8 protein-coding genes and 1 tRNA gene are annotated in these 17,431 nt (G+C 62.3%); 4 read left to right on the top strand and 5 right to left on the bottom strand.

All coding sequences use genetic code 11. The features are described from left to right. Positions 1 to 21: 21 nt before the first annotated feature. The 4 genes from ABD827_RS16305 (at position 22) to recD (ending at position 10,461) form a co-directional block, all read left to right on the top strand. Positions 22 to 1,011 carry an alpha-amylase family glycosyl hydrolase gene (locus tag ABD827_RS16305; RefSeq protein ID WP_344965731.1) on the top strand — a complete coding sequence of 330 codons (990 nt, stop codon included), beginning with the start codon at positions 22 to 24 and terminating at the stop codon, positions 1,009 to 1,011. Between the two features lie 353 nt (positions 1,012 to 1,364). Next, a complete protein-coding gene (recC, locus tag ABD827_RS16300; protein WP_344965730.1) occupies positions 1,365 to 4,799 on the top strand; it encodes an exodeoxyribonuclease V subunit gamma in 3,435 nt (1,144 codons plus the stop codon). Beyond that, positions 4,796 to 8,446, top strand: a complete 3,651-nt coding sequence (recB, locus tag ABD827_RS16295; RefSeq protein ID WP_344965729.1) for an exodeoxyribonuclease V subunit beta — start codon at positions 4,796 to 4,798, stop codon at positions 8,444 to 8,446. Before recC ends, recB begins: the two co-directional genes overlap by 4 nt. After that, positions 8,443 to 10,461 carry an exodeoxyribonuclease V subunit alpha gene (gene recD / locus ABD827_RS16290; RefSeq protein ID WP_344965728.1) on the top strand — a complete coding sequence of 673 codons (2,019 nt, stop codon included), beginning with the start codon at positions 8,443 to 8,445 and terminating at the stop codon, positions 10,459 to 10,461. The genes recB and recD overlap by 4 nt, the downstream gene beginning before the upstream one ends. Positions 10,462 to 10,494: 33 nt before the next feature. On the opposite strand, the gene ABD827_RS16285 is transcribed toward recD, so the two are convergent. From ABD827_RS16285 to ABD827_RS16265, 5 genes are all read right to left on the bottom strand, one after another. Next, positions 10,495 to 11,823, bottom strand: a complete 1,329-nt coding sequence (locus ABD827_RS16285; RefSeq protein ID WP_344965727.1) for an ABC1 kinase family protein — start codon at positions 11,821 to 11,823, stop codon at positions 10,495 to 10,497. A 54-nt stretch (positions 11,824 to 11,877) separates the two neighbouring features. Continuing rightward, the gene (locus ABD827_RS16280; RefSeq protein ID WP_344965726.1) at positions 11,878 to 14,424 is read right to left on the bottom strand and encodes an EAL domain-containing protein; all 2,547 of its coding nucleotides are present in this window, start codon (positions 14,422 to 14,424) and stop codon (positions 11,878 to 11,880) included. 164 nt (positions 14,425 to 14,588) lie between these two features. Beyond that, on the bottom strand, positions 14,589 to 16,253 hold the full coding sequence (asnB, locus tag ABD827_RS16275; RefSeq protein WP_344965725.1) for an asparagine synthase B: 1,665 nt from the start codon (positions 16,251 to 16,253) through the stop codon (positions 14,589 to 14,591). A gap of 190 nt (positions 16,254 to 16,443) precedes the next feature. After that, positions 16,444 to 17,082 (bottom strand): 2OG-Fe(II) oxygenase, encoded by a 639-nt coding sequence (locus ABD827_RS16270; RefSeq protein WP_344965724.1) that lies wholly within the window; start codon positions 17,080 to 17,082, stop codon positions 16,444 to 16,446. 189 nt (positions 17,083 to 17,271) lie between these two features. Continuing rightward, positions 17,272 to 17,359 (bottom strand) — tRNA-Ser (locus ABD827_RS16265). Positions 17,360 to 17,431 lie beyond the last annotated feature (72 nt).

The raw sequence follows: 17,431 nt of genomic DNA, 5'->3' as shown, positions 1-17,431 counted from the left end.
TCCGTTGTACTTGGGGGCTTTATGACTCGTCCTCGCTCCGAGCTGGTGTCACCGGCTGATACACCTTACTACCATTGCATCTGTCGCTGCGTGCGGCGCGCCTATCTGTGCGGCGAAGACCGGCTTACCGGCCAGGATTTCAATCATCGCAAACGATGGGTGCTGGCGCGTTTGCAACAGTTGCAGAAGGTATTCACTATCGACTTGTGCGCCTATGCGGTAATGGCCAATCACTATCATCTGGTGGTGCATGTGGATACTGCCGCCGCCGAGGCATTGAGTGAGAGCGAAGTGGTGGCGCGCTGGCATCATCTGTTCCAGTTGCCGGTGCTGGTGGCTTGTTATATGGCAGGAACGGCGGATAACGAGGCGGAGCAGCTGGCGGCGCAGGGTATTATTGCCGGCTGGCGCCGTCGGTTGAGTGATTTATCTTGGTATATGCGCTGCCTCAACGAGCATATTGCCCGCAAAGCCAATGAGGAAGACAACTGCAAGGGCCGGTTCTGGGAAGGGCGTTTTCGCTCGCAGGCCATATTGGATGACGTCGGTCTGCTGGCCTGCATGACCTACGTCGATCTTAATCCATTACGCGCCGGGGTAGTGAACAAGCCGGAAGACTCGGTGGATGTGTCTCTGCATCAACGGATTCGGCACTATGCACGGTCGAACAAGCATACCCTGGGCGGTCAGGCCCAAGGTCTTGCGCTGCTCCCCTTTATCGATCACTTTCATCTAGATAACGAAAAAGGCATTCCTTTTTCGTTTGCCGACTACCTGCAGCTGGTAGACTGGGCGGGCAGGGTAAGTCGGGAAGCCAAAGCCGGTGTGATAGCTGCAGATGCCCCACCCATCCTTGTACGCCTGGGGCTGGACACTGCAGGCTTTCTCGCCGCCCTGGAGCCGCATCACTTATCCCGAGGCAGCGTGATCGGCCGTGGGGCGAGCAGAATACGCTATGCCCAGGCGCATCACCGACGATGTGTGCAGGGACCGTCTTTTTCCACATCATAGAGTGGTATCGAGCGGCGGCAGTACCGGCTCAGTCAACATCCATCTCCCTCAAACGCTGATACATAAGCGCATAGCTCGTTTTTGCCTATCTGACCGTTCAAACCTTATATCCACCAGCCGTATTATCTAGACTCAGCCGATCTGGCCTTGTTTCCGGCTTGATGACAATTACCGCTGATCCCATCAATAAGTTGAAGCATCAAAAGTGGGTGTTCTAACTGGCGCCGGATTTTATCGATGAGCTTAAAGCCCCATGAAATGGGTGTCCCAAATGGTGAAAATAAAGTGGGTGTCCCAAGAGGGGGGATTTGGCATTATCATGAGCCGGTGCGGGATAATAACAAGGAATTCAAATGCAGAACAACGAGGCGCTCACGCCGGGGTTGATGGTGGTGCACGGTAACCACCTGGAGGAGCTGCGGGAGCTGGCGGTGGCCTGGATGCGGGGCAACCCGCTGGCCCCGTTGGAAAACGAGGTGATACTGGTGCAGAGCAACGGTATTGCCCAATGGCTGAAACTGGCGCTGGCCGAGCACCGCAGCGGCGGCATAGCGGCGGCCATACAGGTGGACTTGCCGGCCCGCTTTTTATGGCAAAGCTATCGTTCGGTGCTGGGCAGCCATACCATTCCCCGGTTATCGCCACTCGACAAGGCGCCGCTGACCTGGCGGCTGATGCGCTTGCTGCCGAGTCTGCTGTCTGATGAGGTATTCGCGCCGCTCGGCCGTTTTCTGCAGGACGACGCCGATTACCGCAAACGCTATCAACTGGCCGAGCGGCTGGCGGACTTGTTCGACCAATATCAGGTGTACCGGGCCGACTGGCTGGCCGGCTGGGCCGAAGGGCGGGATGAGCTCATCAGCTTGCGCCGGGGGCCGGTACCGCTGGATGAGGCCGTGCGCTGGCAACCGGCCCTGTGGCGGGCCCTGCTCGCCGACGTGGGCGAGCAGGAGCTGGCCGGCAGCCGGGCCGGGGTACATCCGCGCTTTGTCGAGCACCTGCGCCAATGCGAACATCGCCCGGCCGGGCTGCCGCGCCGGGTGGTGGTGTTCGGTATTTCCTCACTGCCGGCCCAGACCCTGGAGGCCTTGTCGGCCATGGCCCGTTTCAGCCAGGTGCTGCTGTGCGTACACAACCCCTGTCAGTATCACTGGGGCGACATAGTGCCGGATCAGGACTTGCTCAGGCATCAATACCGTCGGCACGCCCGCAAGGCCGGTCAGTCGCCGGGGCTGAACGAGGTGGAGCTGCACCAGCACGCCCATCCGTTACTGGCCGCCTGGGGCAAGCAGGGACGGGATTACATCAACCTGCTCGACAGCGTCGACGATCCCGAGCACTACAAGGCCCGGTTTGACGCCATCGGCAGCCGCATCGATCTGTTTGGTGCAGGCAACACCGAGCATTTGCTGGGCCAGTTACAGGACGATATTCTCAATCTGCGGCCGCCGGCGGAAAGCCGGGCCTACTGGCCGGCGCTGACCGACCAGCAGTTAAGCGTGCGCTTTCATGTGGCGCACAGCGCCCAGCGGGAAGTAGAGATTCTGCACGACCAACTGCTGGCGCGCTTTTCGCAGGATGACACCCTGCGCCCGCGAGACATCATCGTCATGGTGCCCGACATCAGTGTGTATGCGCCGCATATTCAGGCGGTATTCGGCCAGTATGGGCGGGACGACGACCGTTTTATTCCCTTTACCCTGGCGGATCAGGGCAGCAGGGGCAGCGAGCCGCTGCTGATAGCACTCGAGCACCTGCTGCATTTGCCCGACAGCCGGTTGCCAGTGAGCGAGGTGCTGGATTTGCTGGACGTCGTCGCCCTGCGGGAACGTTTCGGCATTCGCGAGACAGATCTCCCGGTGCTGCGTCGCTGGATTGAAGGTGCCGGCATTCGCTGGGGGCTGGATGCGCGGCGTCGGGCCGGGCTGGGCCTGCCCGAGCAACTGGAGCAGAACACCTGGCGCTTTGGCTTGCGGCGCATGCTGCTCGGTTATGCGGTGGGAGCTGGCGAGACCTGTCAGGGCATAGAGCCCTATGATGAAATCGGCGGCCTGGACGCGGCCATGATCGGCCCGCTGGTGAGCCTGCTGGACGCCATCGATCAACTGCATACCACCCTGGCCGAACGGGTCGGTGCCACCGAGTGGACGGTGCGGCTGCAGGCTTTGCTGGCGCAGTTTTTTCTGCCCGACAACGAGCGGGAGCAAACCCTGCTGTCCGGGCTGACCGAGGCACTGGAGCAGTGGCAGGCCTTGTGCGTGGGGGTGAATCTCGACGAGCCGCTGCCGCTCACCGTGGTGCGCGAAGCCTGGCTGGGGGCGGTGGACCAGGGCCGGCTCAGCCAGCGTTTTCTGGCCGGTGCGGTGAACTTCTGCACCCTGATGCCGATGCGGGCCATTCCGTTTCGACAGGTGTGTCTGCTCGGCATGAGCGATGGCGACTATCCGCGCAGCGTCACTCCGCTCGACTTCGATTTGATGGCCGGCGATTACCGACCCGGCGATCGCTCCCGACGGGAAGACGACCGTTATCTGATGCTGGAGGCCCTGCTGTCGGCCCGGGATCAGTTTTACATCAGCTGGGTGGGACGCAGCATTCGCGACAACAGCGAGCGCCCGCCTTCTGTGCTGGTGGGCCAGTTGCGGGATCACCTCAGTGGCTGGCAACGGGCCGATGGCGGCGAGCTGCTGGAGGGGATCACCACCGAGCATCCGTTGCAGCCGTTCAGCCGGCGTTACTTTACGCCAACCAGCGGGCCCGAAGCGGACGTGTTGTTCAGTTATGCCCGGGAATGGGCCGGTCGCTACGGCGGCGGGGTGCAGGCGGCGGAAACTCCGCTGCCGCCGTGGCAGCCGGAAGAGCCGGTGACCCTGGAGCAGTTGCAGCAGTTCTTGCGCCAGCCCGTGGCCACCTTTTTCAACCGCCGACTCAAGGTGATGCTGGATGATGAGGCCACGGCCGAGCTGGACGAAGAGCCCTTCGCCCTGAACGGACTGGAGCGCTATGTGCTCAAGCAACGGCTGCTGGCCGAGGCGGCGGATGCCGAACAACCCGATGTGTCGCTGGCCCGGTCGGCGCGGCGAGCTCAGGGCCAGGGCCTGTTGCCGCTGGTCGGCTTTGGCGAACGCCTGCGCATGCAGATACAGGCCCAGTTACCGGATCAACTGGCCCGCTACCAGGCCCTGTGCCAGATCTTGCCCGAGCGGCTGGAGTCGCCCTTGCCGTTGCAGGCCGCCCATCAGGGGCTGGAGCTGGAAGGTTGGCTGGGAGGCATTCGCCGGAGTCAGCAACGACTGGCGCTGATCGAGCTGCAGCCCGGCGAGCTGATGAACAACAAAGCGCCCAAATGGCACCGGGTGTTGCGGGCCTTTGTCAGTCAGGTGGTGGCTTGTGCCTCGGGCATCGAGCTGACGCTGTATCTGGTGGGTGAAGACGCCACCCTGCACGGCAAGCCAGTGCCCGCCGCCGAGGCGACGGCTATCCTGGCCGACTGGCTGGACGCGCTGCAGGCCGGCATGACGGCCCCGTTGCCGGTGGCCCTTAAAACCGCCATGGCCTGGCTGGAGCAGGAAGACGAGGATAAAGCCCTGGCAGCCGCCCGACGCAGCTACGATGGCGACGACTTCAATTACGCCGGTGAACGCAGCGAAAGCGGCGCCCTGGCGCGCCAGTTTCCGGAATTTGACGCCCTGGTGGCCGACGACACCTTTTTTGACTGGTGCACACAACTTTATGCCCCACTGAAACACCTGGGCCCGCAACGGCTCACACAGGAGGATCACCCATGAGCCCATCGGCGCGCCCGCTGGCGCTGGCCTTTCCGCTGCACGGCAGCCGCCTGATTGAAGCCAGTGCCGGTACCGGTAAAACCTTTACCATTTCGGCCCTCTATCTGCGGCTGGTGCTCGGCCACGGTGACGAGCTGGGCTTTGTGCGTGAGCTGCTGCCGCCCGAGATTCTGGTGGTGACCTTTACCGATGCGGCCACCCGGGAACTGCGCGACCGCATTCGTGTTCGTCTGGTGCAGGCGGCGGCGGTGTTTCGCGGTGAGGTGCAGGGCGATGCACTGCTTGACGCGCTCAAGGCCGACTTTACTCCCGAGCAATGGCCGGCCTGTGCTCACCGGCTCGATATTGCCGCCCAGTGGATGGACGAAGCGGCGGTGTCCACCATTCATGGCTGGTGCCAGCGCATGTTGCGCGAGCACGCCTTCGACAGCGGCAGCCTGTTTACCCAGACCCTGGAAACCGACCACAGCGAGCTGCTGGCCGAGGTGGCGCGTGATTACTGGCGTCGCCAGTGTTATCCGCTGAGCGAGGCGCCGCTCGACTGGGTGATTGATCAGTGGCAAACCCCGGGCGCGCTGCTCAAGAAACTGCGCCCGTTACTGGGAGAGCAGGGCGAGGCCATCGGCGAGCTTGCCGATTTGCTCCAGCAGGCGCTGAGCGAGCGGGAGCAGGCGTTGGCGAAGCTCAAGGCGCCCTGGTCGCGCTGGGCCGACGAGCTGGAGCTGCTGCTCGACAAGGCGGTGGCCGACAAGGTAGTGGATGGGCGCAAGCTGCAGGCTCGTTTCTACCAACCGTGGCTGGCGAAGCTCAGGGCCTGGGCAGGGTCGCTGGACGCCGAGCTGGAGCTGGGCACCGGTTTTGTTCGGCTCACGCCCGCGGGCATGGCCGAGGCCTGGAAAAAAGGCGAGCCACCGGTGCATGCGGCGCTGGAGGCCATGGCGGAGCTGGAGCAACAGCTGGCCGTCTTGCCGGATCCGGCCGAGCCGGCGCTGCGCCATGCCGCCGCCTGGGTGCGGTGTCAGTTTGAGGCGGAAAAACGCCGCCGGGCCGAAATGGGCTTTGACGACATGCTTACCCGGCTGGATGAGGCGCTGCAGGGAGAAAACGGTGCCCATCTGGCCGAGGTGATTCGGCGTCAGTTTCCGGTGGCGATGATCGATGAGTTTCAGGATACCGATCCGCTGCAATATGGCATCTTCGACGCCATCTACCGGGTGGCGGACAACAGCCCCGACAGCGGCCTGTTCATGATTGGTGATCCCAAGCAGGCGATTTACGCCTTTCGCGGTGCCGATATTCACACCTATCTGGCGGCGAGGGAGGCTACCGACGGTCGGCACTATACCCTGGACACCAACTTTCGTTCTTCCACCGCCATGGTGGCGGCGGTCAACCGCGTGTTCGAGCGGGCCGAGCAGTACCCCGAGGCTGCTTTTCTGTTTCGTGACGGCCAGCACAACCCGCTGCCTTTCGTCTCGGTGGCCGCCAGGGGGCGGGAGGAGCAATGGCAATGCGATGGTGAGACGCAGCCGGCATTGACCCTGTGGCAGCTGGACAACGAAAAAGGGCTGCCGCTTGCCGCCACGCCCTATGTGCAGCAAATGGCGTTGAGCTGTGCCGGCCATATCACCCATTTGCTGAATCAGGGCAAGCAGGGCAAGGCCGGCTTTGCCAAAGACGGTGAGCTGGCCCCGGTGCAGCCCAGTGATATAGCGGTACTGGTGCGCAGCTTCAAGGAGGCGCAGGCCATTCGCCATGCGCTGGCGGCAAAAGGGGTGCGTAGCGTCTATCTGTCCGACAAGGACTCCATTTTTGCCAGCGCCGAGGCGAACGATGTGTTGCTGTGGTTGCGCGCCTGCGCCGAGCCGGAGCAGGACGGCAAACTCAGGGCGGCGCTGGCCACCGCCACCCTGGGACAGACCCTGGCAGAGCTGGAGCGGCTCAATCAGGACGAACGTCACTGGGAGCGGCGAGTGATGCAGTTTCGGGAATATCGTCGCTGCTGGCAGCGCCAGGGGTTGCTGCCCATGGTGCACCGACTGCTGCACGACTTCAGGCTGCCGGCGCGGCTGGCCAACCGCGCCGACGGCGAGCGCTGCCTGACCAATATTCTGCATCTGGCCGAGCTGATGCAGCAGGCCGCCGCCGGACTGGATGGCGAACAGGCGTTGATCCGCCATCTGGCCGAGTGCCTGGAGGGGCAGGCAGAGGCCGCCGACGAGCAGGTGCTGCGACTGGAAAGCGACGCCGCCCTGGTGCGGGTGGTCACCATTCATAAGTCGAAGGGGCTGGAATATCCGCTGGTGTTTCTGCCGTTCATTTGCTCCTTTCGCGGCGTCGGCAAGGGGGCGGTGCGGGTGCAGGATGCGCAGGGGCGCCGGCTGGTGTTGAACCCCTCTGAAGACGAGCTGGAACGGGCCGAGCGGGAGCGGCTGGGGGAAGACTTGCGTCTGCTGTATGTGGCATTGACCCGGGCGCGTCATGCCTGCTGGCTGGGCTTAAGCGACATCAAGGTCGGCAATGCCAAAGCCTCGCGGCTGCACGACGCGGCCATGGGCTATGTGCTGGGTGGCGGTGCCGAATTGGCCGGCAGCCTGGCCGACTGGCTCACGCCATTGGTGGCGCCGGACACCGCCCTGTGTCCGGCCCCCGAGCCGGATGAACAGCAGTGGAGCCCGACCGATGAAACCCTGACCGCTCCGGTGTGGGCCTCGCCGACCCGACCGGCTGCCGAACACTGGTGGATTGCCTCCTACAGTGCGCTGCGCACCCAGGAAGCGGCGGGCCGGCGTTTTGACGACGCCTCGCCCGAACGGCCCGAGGCGGGCAAGAGCGGTGACGACGAGCTGGAGCTGCCCTTTGTGCCGCTGCGCCCGGGCGATACGCCGAGCCTGCACCGCTTTGAACGCGGGCCGGCGGCGGGCACTTTTTTGCACGGCCTGCTGGAGCTGGCGCTGGACCAGGAGGTGGCCGGCGACCCCGACGAGCTGAAAAACCAGCTGGCCCGGCGTTGTCAGCTGCGGGGCATGACCGAATGGACAGATCCCTTGAACGACTGGCTGCAGGGGCTGCTGATCACGCCCTTGTTCGAGCAGGGTCCCGCCCTGGGCGAGCTTGGCCAATATCAGACCGAGATGGAGTTCTGGCTGGAGGCCAGCCGGGTGGATGTGGAGCAGCTGGATGCGCAGGTGCAGCACCAGGTACTACCGGGTCAGCCCAGAAATGCGCTGGCGCCCGATACCCTGAACGGCATGCTCAAGGGCTTTATCGATTTGGTGTTCGAGCATGAGGGGCGTTATTACGTGGTGGATTACAAGTCGAACTGGCTGGGACAGGACGACGCCGACTACACCCTGGCGGCGATGCAGGGCCAGGTGCTCAAGCACAGATACGATCTGCAATATGTGCTCTACCTGCTGGCGCTGCATCGCCAGTTGACGCTGCGCCTGCCCGACTACGACTACGACACTCACCTGGGCGGTGCGCTGTATCTGTTTGTGCGCCGGCCGGGTGCGGCCTGGTTCGACAAGCCGCCCAGAGCATTGATTGAAAGCCTGGATGCCATGTTTAGAAACGAACAGTTTCGCAACGAACAGCTCAGCAACGAACCGCCCAGCCCCGAACAACACGAGGAGTTTCGCCCATGACGGCCACGGTTATCACGGCACCGCTTACCAGTCAGAGCCGCCTGCTTGAATTGCTTGATCAATGGGTCGCTCTGGGCTGGTTACGCCCGCTCGACCGGGCGCTGGCCGGTTTTTTTGTGGATCTGGACCCCAGCGCCGAGGCATCGGTGCTGTTGGCGGCGGCGCTGGCCAGCCACCAGCTGGGCCATGGCCATGTGTGTCTGGATTTGGCGGCCACGCTTGCCGAGCCGGACTTTGCCCTGTCGCTGCCGCCGGAAGGGGAAGAAAGCCTGTCCGACATGCTGCTGCCGTCGCGCATGCTGGCCGGACTGGCGCTGGCCGACTGGGTACAGGCGCTGGCACTAAGTCCGCTGGTGGCGAGTGCGCACGGCGCGTCCGATCGCCCCTTGGTGCTGCATGCCGAGCGGCTGTACCTGCGGCGCTACTGGAACTATGAACAGAGCGTGGCTCGGGCGTTGGCGGTGCGTATCAGGGACGACAGGCCGGTGCCCGACAGTCTGCCCGAATGGCTGAACCGGCTGTTTCCCGAGCCGTTGGTGCTGGATGGCGAACGCCAGACCGACTGGCAGAAACTGGCCTGTGCGCTGGCGGCCAGCAGCGGTTTTACCCTGATCACCGGTGGTCCCGGCACCGGTAAAACCACCACAGTAGTGCGGCTGCTGGCCCTGTTGCAGGGCACCGCCGACAAGCCGCTGCGCATTCGGCTGGCCGCACCCACCGGCAAGGCGGCGGCGCGGCTTACCGAGTCGATTGGCGCCCAGGTGGCCTCGTTGCCGGTAGATCCGGCGGTGCGCGAACGCATTCCCACCGAGGTGAGCACCCTGCACCGGCTGCTGGGCAGCCTGCCCAACAGCCGGCACTTTCGCCACCATGCCGGCAACCCGCTGGCGCTGGACGTACTGGTGGTGGACGAGGCCTCGATGATCGATCTCGAAATGATGGCCTGCCTGTTGTCGGCGCTGCCACCCCATGCCCGCTTGCTGTTGCTGGGCGACAAGGATCAGCTGGCCTCGGTAGAGGCGGGGGCCCTGCTGGGCGATCTGTGCCGGGATGCGGATCAGGGCCATTATCAGCCCGAGCGGGTGGCCTGGCTGGAGCGGGTCAGTGGCGAACGACTCGAACACCCGGCCCTGCAGGCGGGTGAAGCGGGCTGTTATCCGTTGGCGCAGCGTATTCTGATGCTGCGTTATTCCCGTCGTTTTGCCGGTGGCTCCGGCATCGGCCGCCTGGCGGAGGCGGTCAACCGGCAGCAAGCCGGCCTGGCGCGCCGGCAGTTTGGCCGGGACGATGTGGCGACCTTGCGCCTCAAGGGCGAGCAGGATGCCGCGCTGAACCGGCTGTTGCAAGGCGGTCGCGGACAGGCGGTGGGTTACGGCCATTACCTCGAGCGGCTTAACACCGGCCGGCCGGCGGCCGACACCGCCCATGACGACCCGGCCTGGACGAACTGGGCGGGGCAGGTGCTGACCGCCTTTGACGAGTTTCGCCTGCTCTGCACCGTGCGCAAGGGGCCCTGGGGCGTGGCAGGACTCAACCAGCGCATTGCCGCTTTGCTGCAGCGACGGGGCTTGCTGGAGGCGGAAGAGGGCTGGTACGAAGGTCGCCCGGTGCTGGTGACCCGCAACGACTACGGTCTGGGGTTGATGAACGGCGATATCGGTATTGCGCTGCGCCTGCCGGAAGAAGATGGCCGCCGGGTACTGCGGGTGGTGTTTGCCCGCAACGATGGCGGTGGCGGCCTGCGTTTCGTGCTGCCCAGCCGCTTGTCGGAGGTGGAGACGGTGTTTGCGATGACGGTGCACAAGTCACAGGGCTCGGAATTTGCTCACACCGCCTTGATCCTGCCGGAGGCGCTTAACCCGGTGCTGACCAAGGAACTGCTGTATACCGCCATTACCCGTGCCCGGCACTGGTTTACCCTGCTGGAGCCGCGCGCCGGTGTGTTTGAGCAGGCCATCGGCCGTCGGGTAGAGCGGCGCAGCGGCCTGCTGGCCGGATTGCAGGAGGAACACTAATCGTCATTTGGCGTCTGGATAATCAGCCGTCTGTCATGCCTGAGATTCCAGGTGGGGCTGCAGCAACTGGTGCAGGTTGATGTTGGCCTTGAGCCGGGCGGCGAGCAGGTAGAGGCCGCCAATCTTGCGATGCAGAAACAGCGCATCTGCCGGTGGCGTGTGCCAGTAGTCCTGCTCCATGCTGAGTCGAGTGCCGGCGTCGCGCAGGCGACCCGCCAGATCGCTGTTGCCAAAGTCGAACTGCGCATCGGTGCGAACCGGCTCGCAGGCCAGTTGCACCATGCCCACTACCGCCTGGCGCTGGGCAGGAATAATATCCCGGCTGAAAAAGCCGATTTTGCTCAGTGCCTGCTCAATGCCCGAAGTGTCCTGCTGCAGGGCGGCGGTGAACAGCTGGCGGTAGCCGTCGCTGATCGTGGCGGGGTAGGGACGGGTGGCGCCGAAGTCGAGCAGCACCAGGCGACCGCTCTGCGGCTGATACAGATAATTGGCAAAGTTGGGATCGGTCTGCACCAGACGAAATTCAAACAGCTCCCGAAACAGTAGTGCGAACAACAGGCCGACGGCCCGGTCGCGCACTTCCTGGGGATGATCTTCCAGTTGTTCGATGGGGCAACCTTCCATGTAGCTCATGGTCAGCAGGCGCGGGGTGCTGAGCCTGGCATCGACTTGCGGCAGGGCAAAGTCGTTATCGTCGGCCAGCAGGCTGGCAAAGGTGCCGAGCTGGCGGGCTTCCAGTTCATAGTCGGCTTCGGCGTGCAGCTGGCGCTTGGCCTCGATCAGCAGTTCGCGATAATCCACCGAGGCGGGGATCAGCCCGCTGATATTGAGCAGGGTCACCACATTGTCTACATCGCTGTCGATGCTGGCACCGATGCCCGGATACTGTATTTTTACCGCCAGCGGGCGGCCATCGTCGGCGTGGGCTCTATGTACCTGGCCAATGGAGGCTGCGGCCATAGAGTTAAAGCCGAATTGCGCGAAATGTTGTTGCCAGTCCGGCCCCAGTTCCTGCTCCAGCACCTTGACCAGCTGACGTGGCGGCATGGGGCTGGCATCGGCGCGCAGGCGGGCCAGAATGGCGGCGAGCTCCGGCGGCAGTAAATCGCCGGCATCCATCGACAGTAACTGACCGACCTTCATCGCCGCCCCGCGCAGTTGCGCCAGCTGCCCGGTAATGCGCCGGGCATTGTCCGGCGTCAACAGCAAGTCTTTCGCCTTGGGGCGGTTACCCTGAGCCAGTTGGCGCGCGCCTTCGGTCAGCATGCCCCCGGCCACTCGGGTGGCAAGTGACGCCAGGCTGGCCATGCGCGAAAAACGGTGCTGCCTTACCGCTGATCCTTTCTTGTTGTCGGTGGTCATCGGCCTTCCTTTGTGGTGGTTTGGCTATCAGACCCTGACAACACCCTTCTTCATTCACGACAAGACGTTATTGGTAGCGGGTTCGCGCGCCACGGCCAGATAGCGTTCGGTGATCTGCTCGGCCGGCATCGGCCGGCCGGTCAGGTAGCCCTGGATCAGATTGACGTGATACCGGCGCAATGTGTTCAGCTGCTCCTCGGTTTCCACTCCCTCGGCCACCACCGTCAGTTTCAGCCCCTGGGCCATGCCGGTAATGGCGGCCAGTATGGTCTCGCTGCCCTGGTTTTCACCCAGTTGCTGAATAAAGGATCTGTCGATTTTGAGGGTGGTAATCGGCAGCTGGTGCAAATAGCTCAGCGAGGAATAGCCGGTGCCGAAGTCGTCCATCGCCACCCGGCATCCCAGCTGACGCAGTTGCTGTAATACCCGTACCGCTTGCTGCTGCTTGTCGAGCAGCATGCTTTCGGTGAGTTCAAAGTTGATCAGGCCCGGTGGCAGTTGATATTCATCATAGAGGGCCCGGATCTGTTCAATCAGATCCTGTTGCCAGAATTGCTGGGCCGACAGATTGACGGCCACCGGCACCGGCGTTAATCCCGCATCCAGCCAGGCACGCAACCGGGCGGCAACCTGTTGCATCAGATAACGGCTCAGGGGCAGTATCAGCCCGGAGCGCTCGGCCAGGGGAATAAAGTCACCGGGAGAGACCTGACCAAACTCCGGGTGATACCAGCGGGCCAGCGCTTCCAGGCTGCAAAGCCGTTGGCTGTCCCGGTCGACCAGGGGCTGATAATGCAGGCTCAGTCCTTCGCCGTTGTCGATGGCATTACGCAGCGCCGTTTCCATCGCCAGCCAGCGGTGTTCGCGTATGTCCATGTGGGTGCTGTACAGTCGAAAGGTGTTGCGTCCTTCCTGTTTGGCCCGGTACATGGCGGCGTCGGCATGGTGCAACAGCTGCTCGGCATCGGCGGCATCGTCCGGGTAGAGGCTGACGCCCAGGCTGCAGCCGATGCGAAAGGTCTGATCCTTGAGCCGAAACGGCTCGGCAATGGCGTCGAGCAGGCGGCGGGCGATGCGAATCACTTCATCCGGTTCGCTCAAGTCCGGCAGCAGGACAATAAACTCATCCCCGCCCAGGCGGGCCAGGGTATCGTCTTCCCGCAGCCGGGCGTTCATGCGGCGCGAGACATCGAGCAGCAGCTCGTCGCCGGCCGCATGCCCCAGGCTGTCGTTGACCCGCTTGAAGTGATCGAGGTCGATAAACACGACCGCCAGTCGTTGTTGGTGACGATGGGCGTGACGAATGGCCAGATCCAGCCGGTCTTCGAGCAGGCGGCGGTTGGGCAGCTTGGTCAGGGCATCGTAATAGGCCAGCTGGCGGATCTGATCCTCGTTTTCCCGAATATGGGTGATGTCGCTGAACAGGGCCGCGTAATTACTGGTGTTGCCGTCCGAGTCATGAATGGCGGTGATGGTCAGCAGTTCGAGATAAAGCTGGCCACTCTTGCGCCGGTTCCAGATCTCGCCGCGCCAGTAGCCTTTTTGTTGCAGTGTTTTCCACATGCTGTCGTAGAAGGTCTCATCGTGTCGGCCGGAAGACAGGATGGCGGGCGTCTTGCCCAGCACTTCTTCCAGCGAGTAACCGGTGGTATGGGTAAAAGCCGGATTGACGAATTCGATGTGTCCGCGGGCATCGGTGATCACCACGCCTTCCAGCGACGCCTCTATTACCCGTTCGGCCAGTTGCAGGTTGAGGCGGGAACGGCTCAGGGCCTGATCACGCTGGCTCAGGGCCTGCTTCAACTCCAGCCGGTAATCCTGCTCGGCGCCCTCCAGAATATGACGAAAGCCGAGCAGACCGGTTATTTGCCGGCTGTGCTTGTCCTGCACTGCCAGGTGGCGCAACTGGTGGTCGAGCAGCATGTCTCTGGCCCGCAGCAGCGAGTCTTCGGGGGCTATGGTCAACAGCGGGCGGCTGGCCAGCTTGCTCAGTGGCGTGTCGCCCGGGTGGCGAGCGGCAAAACGCACCATGTCACGCTCGGTGATAATGCCGAACTCCCCGCCGCCACAGTCGACCACGGCGGCATCCTGCCGTTGTGCCAGCATCAGGGGGGCGGTCTGGCCGAGGGTCATGGTGCCCGGCAGCACCAGCGGCTGGCTGTCCATTGCCTCGTGTACCTCGCGCAGGCTGAGGTACAGCTCCAGCCCCTGTTTCAGCGCGATGTCGGTCTGGGACACTATGCCTCTTGGCTGGTCGTTATCGTCCACCACCAGAAAATGCCGCCGTTGCTCTTCGTGAAAACGCCGGGCGACCTCCGAGACGGGAGTGTTCAGATGCAGGCTGCTGACCGGGCTGCTCATGACGTCCCCTATGGGGGTGCGCAGCGAGTCCGGGTCGTTGAAGTCGAGTCGCAGGCTGTCGTGTTCGGTCCAGATCCCCACGGCCGCGCCGTGGTCCATGATCAGCACGGAACTGCATCGGCGGTGGGCCATGCGTTCTGCGGCTTCATGTACGGGCGTATCGGGGCTGCAGCTGAGCAGGCCACCGTGCATCAGGCGTTCGACGGGCAGATCTGGGGTACTGGAATCGAGGTGTATCACGCTAACTCGGACTGAACAGGTTTGCGGCTACATTAGCATATTCGGTAACGGTAACAGAAATACCGGATGCATAATGACAGGGGATGAATGAGGCCGGATCCGCGCCAACAAAAAAAAGCGGATGGCACCGTAAAGGCGCCATCCGCTGCGGGCCTGGATGTGGCTCAGTAAGACTGGCTATGCACCCCTTTTATCGCCCGGCCGGACGGATCGGCCATGTTCTTCCATTGTTCGTCCCATTCCAGCGCCGTGGGGGTAGAGCAGGCCACGGAGGGGCCGCAGGGCACGCAGTGGGCGGCGGACTCCTGCGGGAAGTGACCTTCAAAGATGGCCCGGTAATAATAGGCTTCCTTGTTGGTCGGGGTGTTGAGCGGAAAGCGGAACGCCGCCGCCGCCATCATCTGATCGGTGACTTCGGCTTCCACCATTTCCTTCAGGCTGTCGATCCAGGAATAACCCACACCGTCGGAGAACTGCTCCTTCTGGCGCCACACCACCTCATCGGGCAGCAGATCGCTGAAGGCTTCGCGCAGTATGTGTTTTTCCATCTTGCCGTTGCCGCACATCTTGTCGGCCGGGTTCAGGCGCATGGCCACGTCCATGAATTCCTTGTCGAGAAAGGGCACCCGGGCTTCCACGCCCCAGGCGGCCATCGACTTGTTGGCGCGCAGGCAGTCGAACTGGTGCAGCGCCTGCAGCTTGCGCACGGTTTCTTCGTGGAATGCCTCGGCGTTCGGCGCCTTGTGGAAATACAGGTAGCCGCCGAACAGCTCGTCGGAGCCTTCGCCGGACAGCACCATCTTGATGCCCATGGCCTTGATGCGCCGCGCCATCAGGTACATGGGAGTCGAGGCCCGAATGGTGGTGACATCGTAGGTTTCCAGGTGATAGATCACCTCGCGCAGGGCGTCCAGACCTTCCTGTACCGTGTAGTGCAGCTCGTGATGCACGGTACCCAGGTGATCGGCCACCTTGCGGGCGGCAATCAGATCCGGTGCGCCTTCCAGGCCGACGGCAAAGGAGTGCAGCCGGGGCCACCAGGCCTCGCTGTTGTCGCCGTCTTCGACCCGACGGTCCGCATAAATCTTGGCGATGGCGGAGATCACCGACGAGTCCAGACCACCGGACAGCAGCACGCCATAGGGCACGTCGCACATCAGCTGGCGCTTGACCGCCGCCATCAGTGCCTCGCGCAGCTCGCTCACGCTGGAGCTGTTGTCCTTGACCGCCGGGTACTGTTCCCAGTCGCGCCGATAATAGCGGCGCAGCTGGCCTTCCTTGCTGTACAGCAGATGCCCGGGAGGAAACTCCTTGATGGTTTTGCACACCGGGGTGAGCGCCTTCATCTCGGAGGCGACATAGAAGTTGCCCTGTTCGTCGTGGCCGGTATAGAGCGGAATAATGCCCATGTGATCGCGACCGATCAGGTAGGCGTCCTGCTCTTCGTCGTAGAGCACGAAGGCGAAGATGCCGTTGAGATCATCGAGAAACTCGGGCCCTTTTTCCTGATACAACGCCAGAATGATCTCGCAGTCGGACTGGGTCTGAAATTCGAAGTCACCGGTGAGGGTGGCTTCCAGCTCCTTGTGGTTGTAGATCTCGCCGTTCACCGCCAGGGCGTGGGTTTTGGCCGGGTTCAACAGTGGCTGGGCACCGCTGTCGAGGCCGACGATGGCCAGTCGCTCATGGACCAGAATGGCGTTGTCGCTGCTGTATACGCCCGACCAGTCGGGGCCACGGTGGCGCAACAGCTTGGACTGTGCAAGCGCACGGCTGCGCAGGGCGGCGGCGTCGGATTTGAGTTCGAGAATACCGAAAATAGAACACATGGGATCGTCCTTAATGTCTTGCTCTATGAGACTAAACTCAGGTTGGCAGAGTGACACCCGGATGAAAAGCAAAAATATTGAAATGTGATAAATAAAGCCATCTTGAATGTAAATCGTCATTTAAGATGGCTTTATTTTTTAAATAATCAAAATTTCACGTAATATTTTGATGTTTATTTAATGATGCGCTTTATAAGTGAATGGCCGGAGCGACCGGGTCGTCGATCCGAAACCAGCCGGCAATGCTCAGCCTGTTCCGGGTGGCCGGCAACACCTCGTGCGGGAAGTCTTCCGACAGAAAGCACACCAGGGTGCCGGCCTGTGGCAAGACCCGATGCATGACGGCTTTTCCGTGCGCGGTATAAACCAGTAACTCGCCGCCATCGGCTGCCTGCCAGTCGTCGTTGAGGTACAGCACGGTAGTGAGGCGGCGGTTGCCCTTACCACGAAAGGCATCCAGGTGCTTCTTGTAAAAGTCCCCGGCCTGATAAAGCGCATAGTGGCATTCGTAGTCTTTCAGCCCCATAAACAGCTGGCGGTTCAGCTGCAGTTGCAGATCGGCCATTTGCGCCAGATAGCAGCGCTGTATCGGGGTATCACCGTCCAGCCAGCGGGTCTTGTCGGTACGAATTTGTTCATTGGTCTGTTGCAGCCGTGCCCGGCCGATAGCGGCAGGGGTCAACTCCCAGGGGGGAAGGGTCGCCAGGTCGTGGCGCAGGGCGGCCACCATATCGGCATTGATAAAGCCGGGAAAGATACCGATACCGGGGCCGGCAATGGCATCCACTATCGCGGTAAAATCATGTTCAAGCCGTACAATTGCATTCACGTCGAACCCTCCATCAGGAGCGCCTATGTACACCCTTTACGACTCGGGTAGCCAGAGAGAAAAACTGCATGTGAAAAACGAGAGTACTGTTTGAAGCCGGGCTTGTCATGCCATTACCCGAAAGAGAGGGGAGGACAGGGTTATTCAGACATGAAAAAACCCCGAGCATTGCTGCTCGGGGTTTTAATGTGGCGGTGAGGGAGGGATTCGAACCCTCGATACGTTGCCGTATACACACTTTCCAGGCGTGCTCCTTCAGCCACTCGGACACCTCACCGTATTTTTTCATTCAATTTTATTAAAGAGTGTTGTTTTCACTCTGTGTCTGCTGATGACTCATGTCCTCGGC

It is taken from the genome of Oceanisphaera sediminis, assembly GCF_039539745.1.
GTDB lineage: Bacteria > Pseudomonadota > Gammaproteobacteria > Enterobacterales > Aeromonadaceae > Oceanimonas > Oceanimonas sediminis.
The sequence above is the reverse complement of the archived record's forward strand: the minus strand, read 5'-3'. Positions and strand labels throughout refer to the sequence as shown.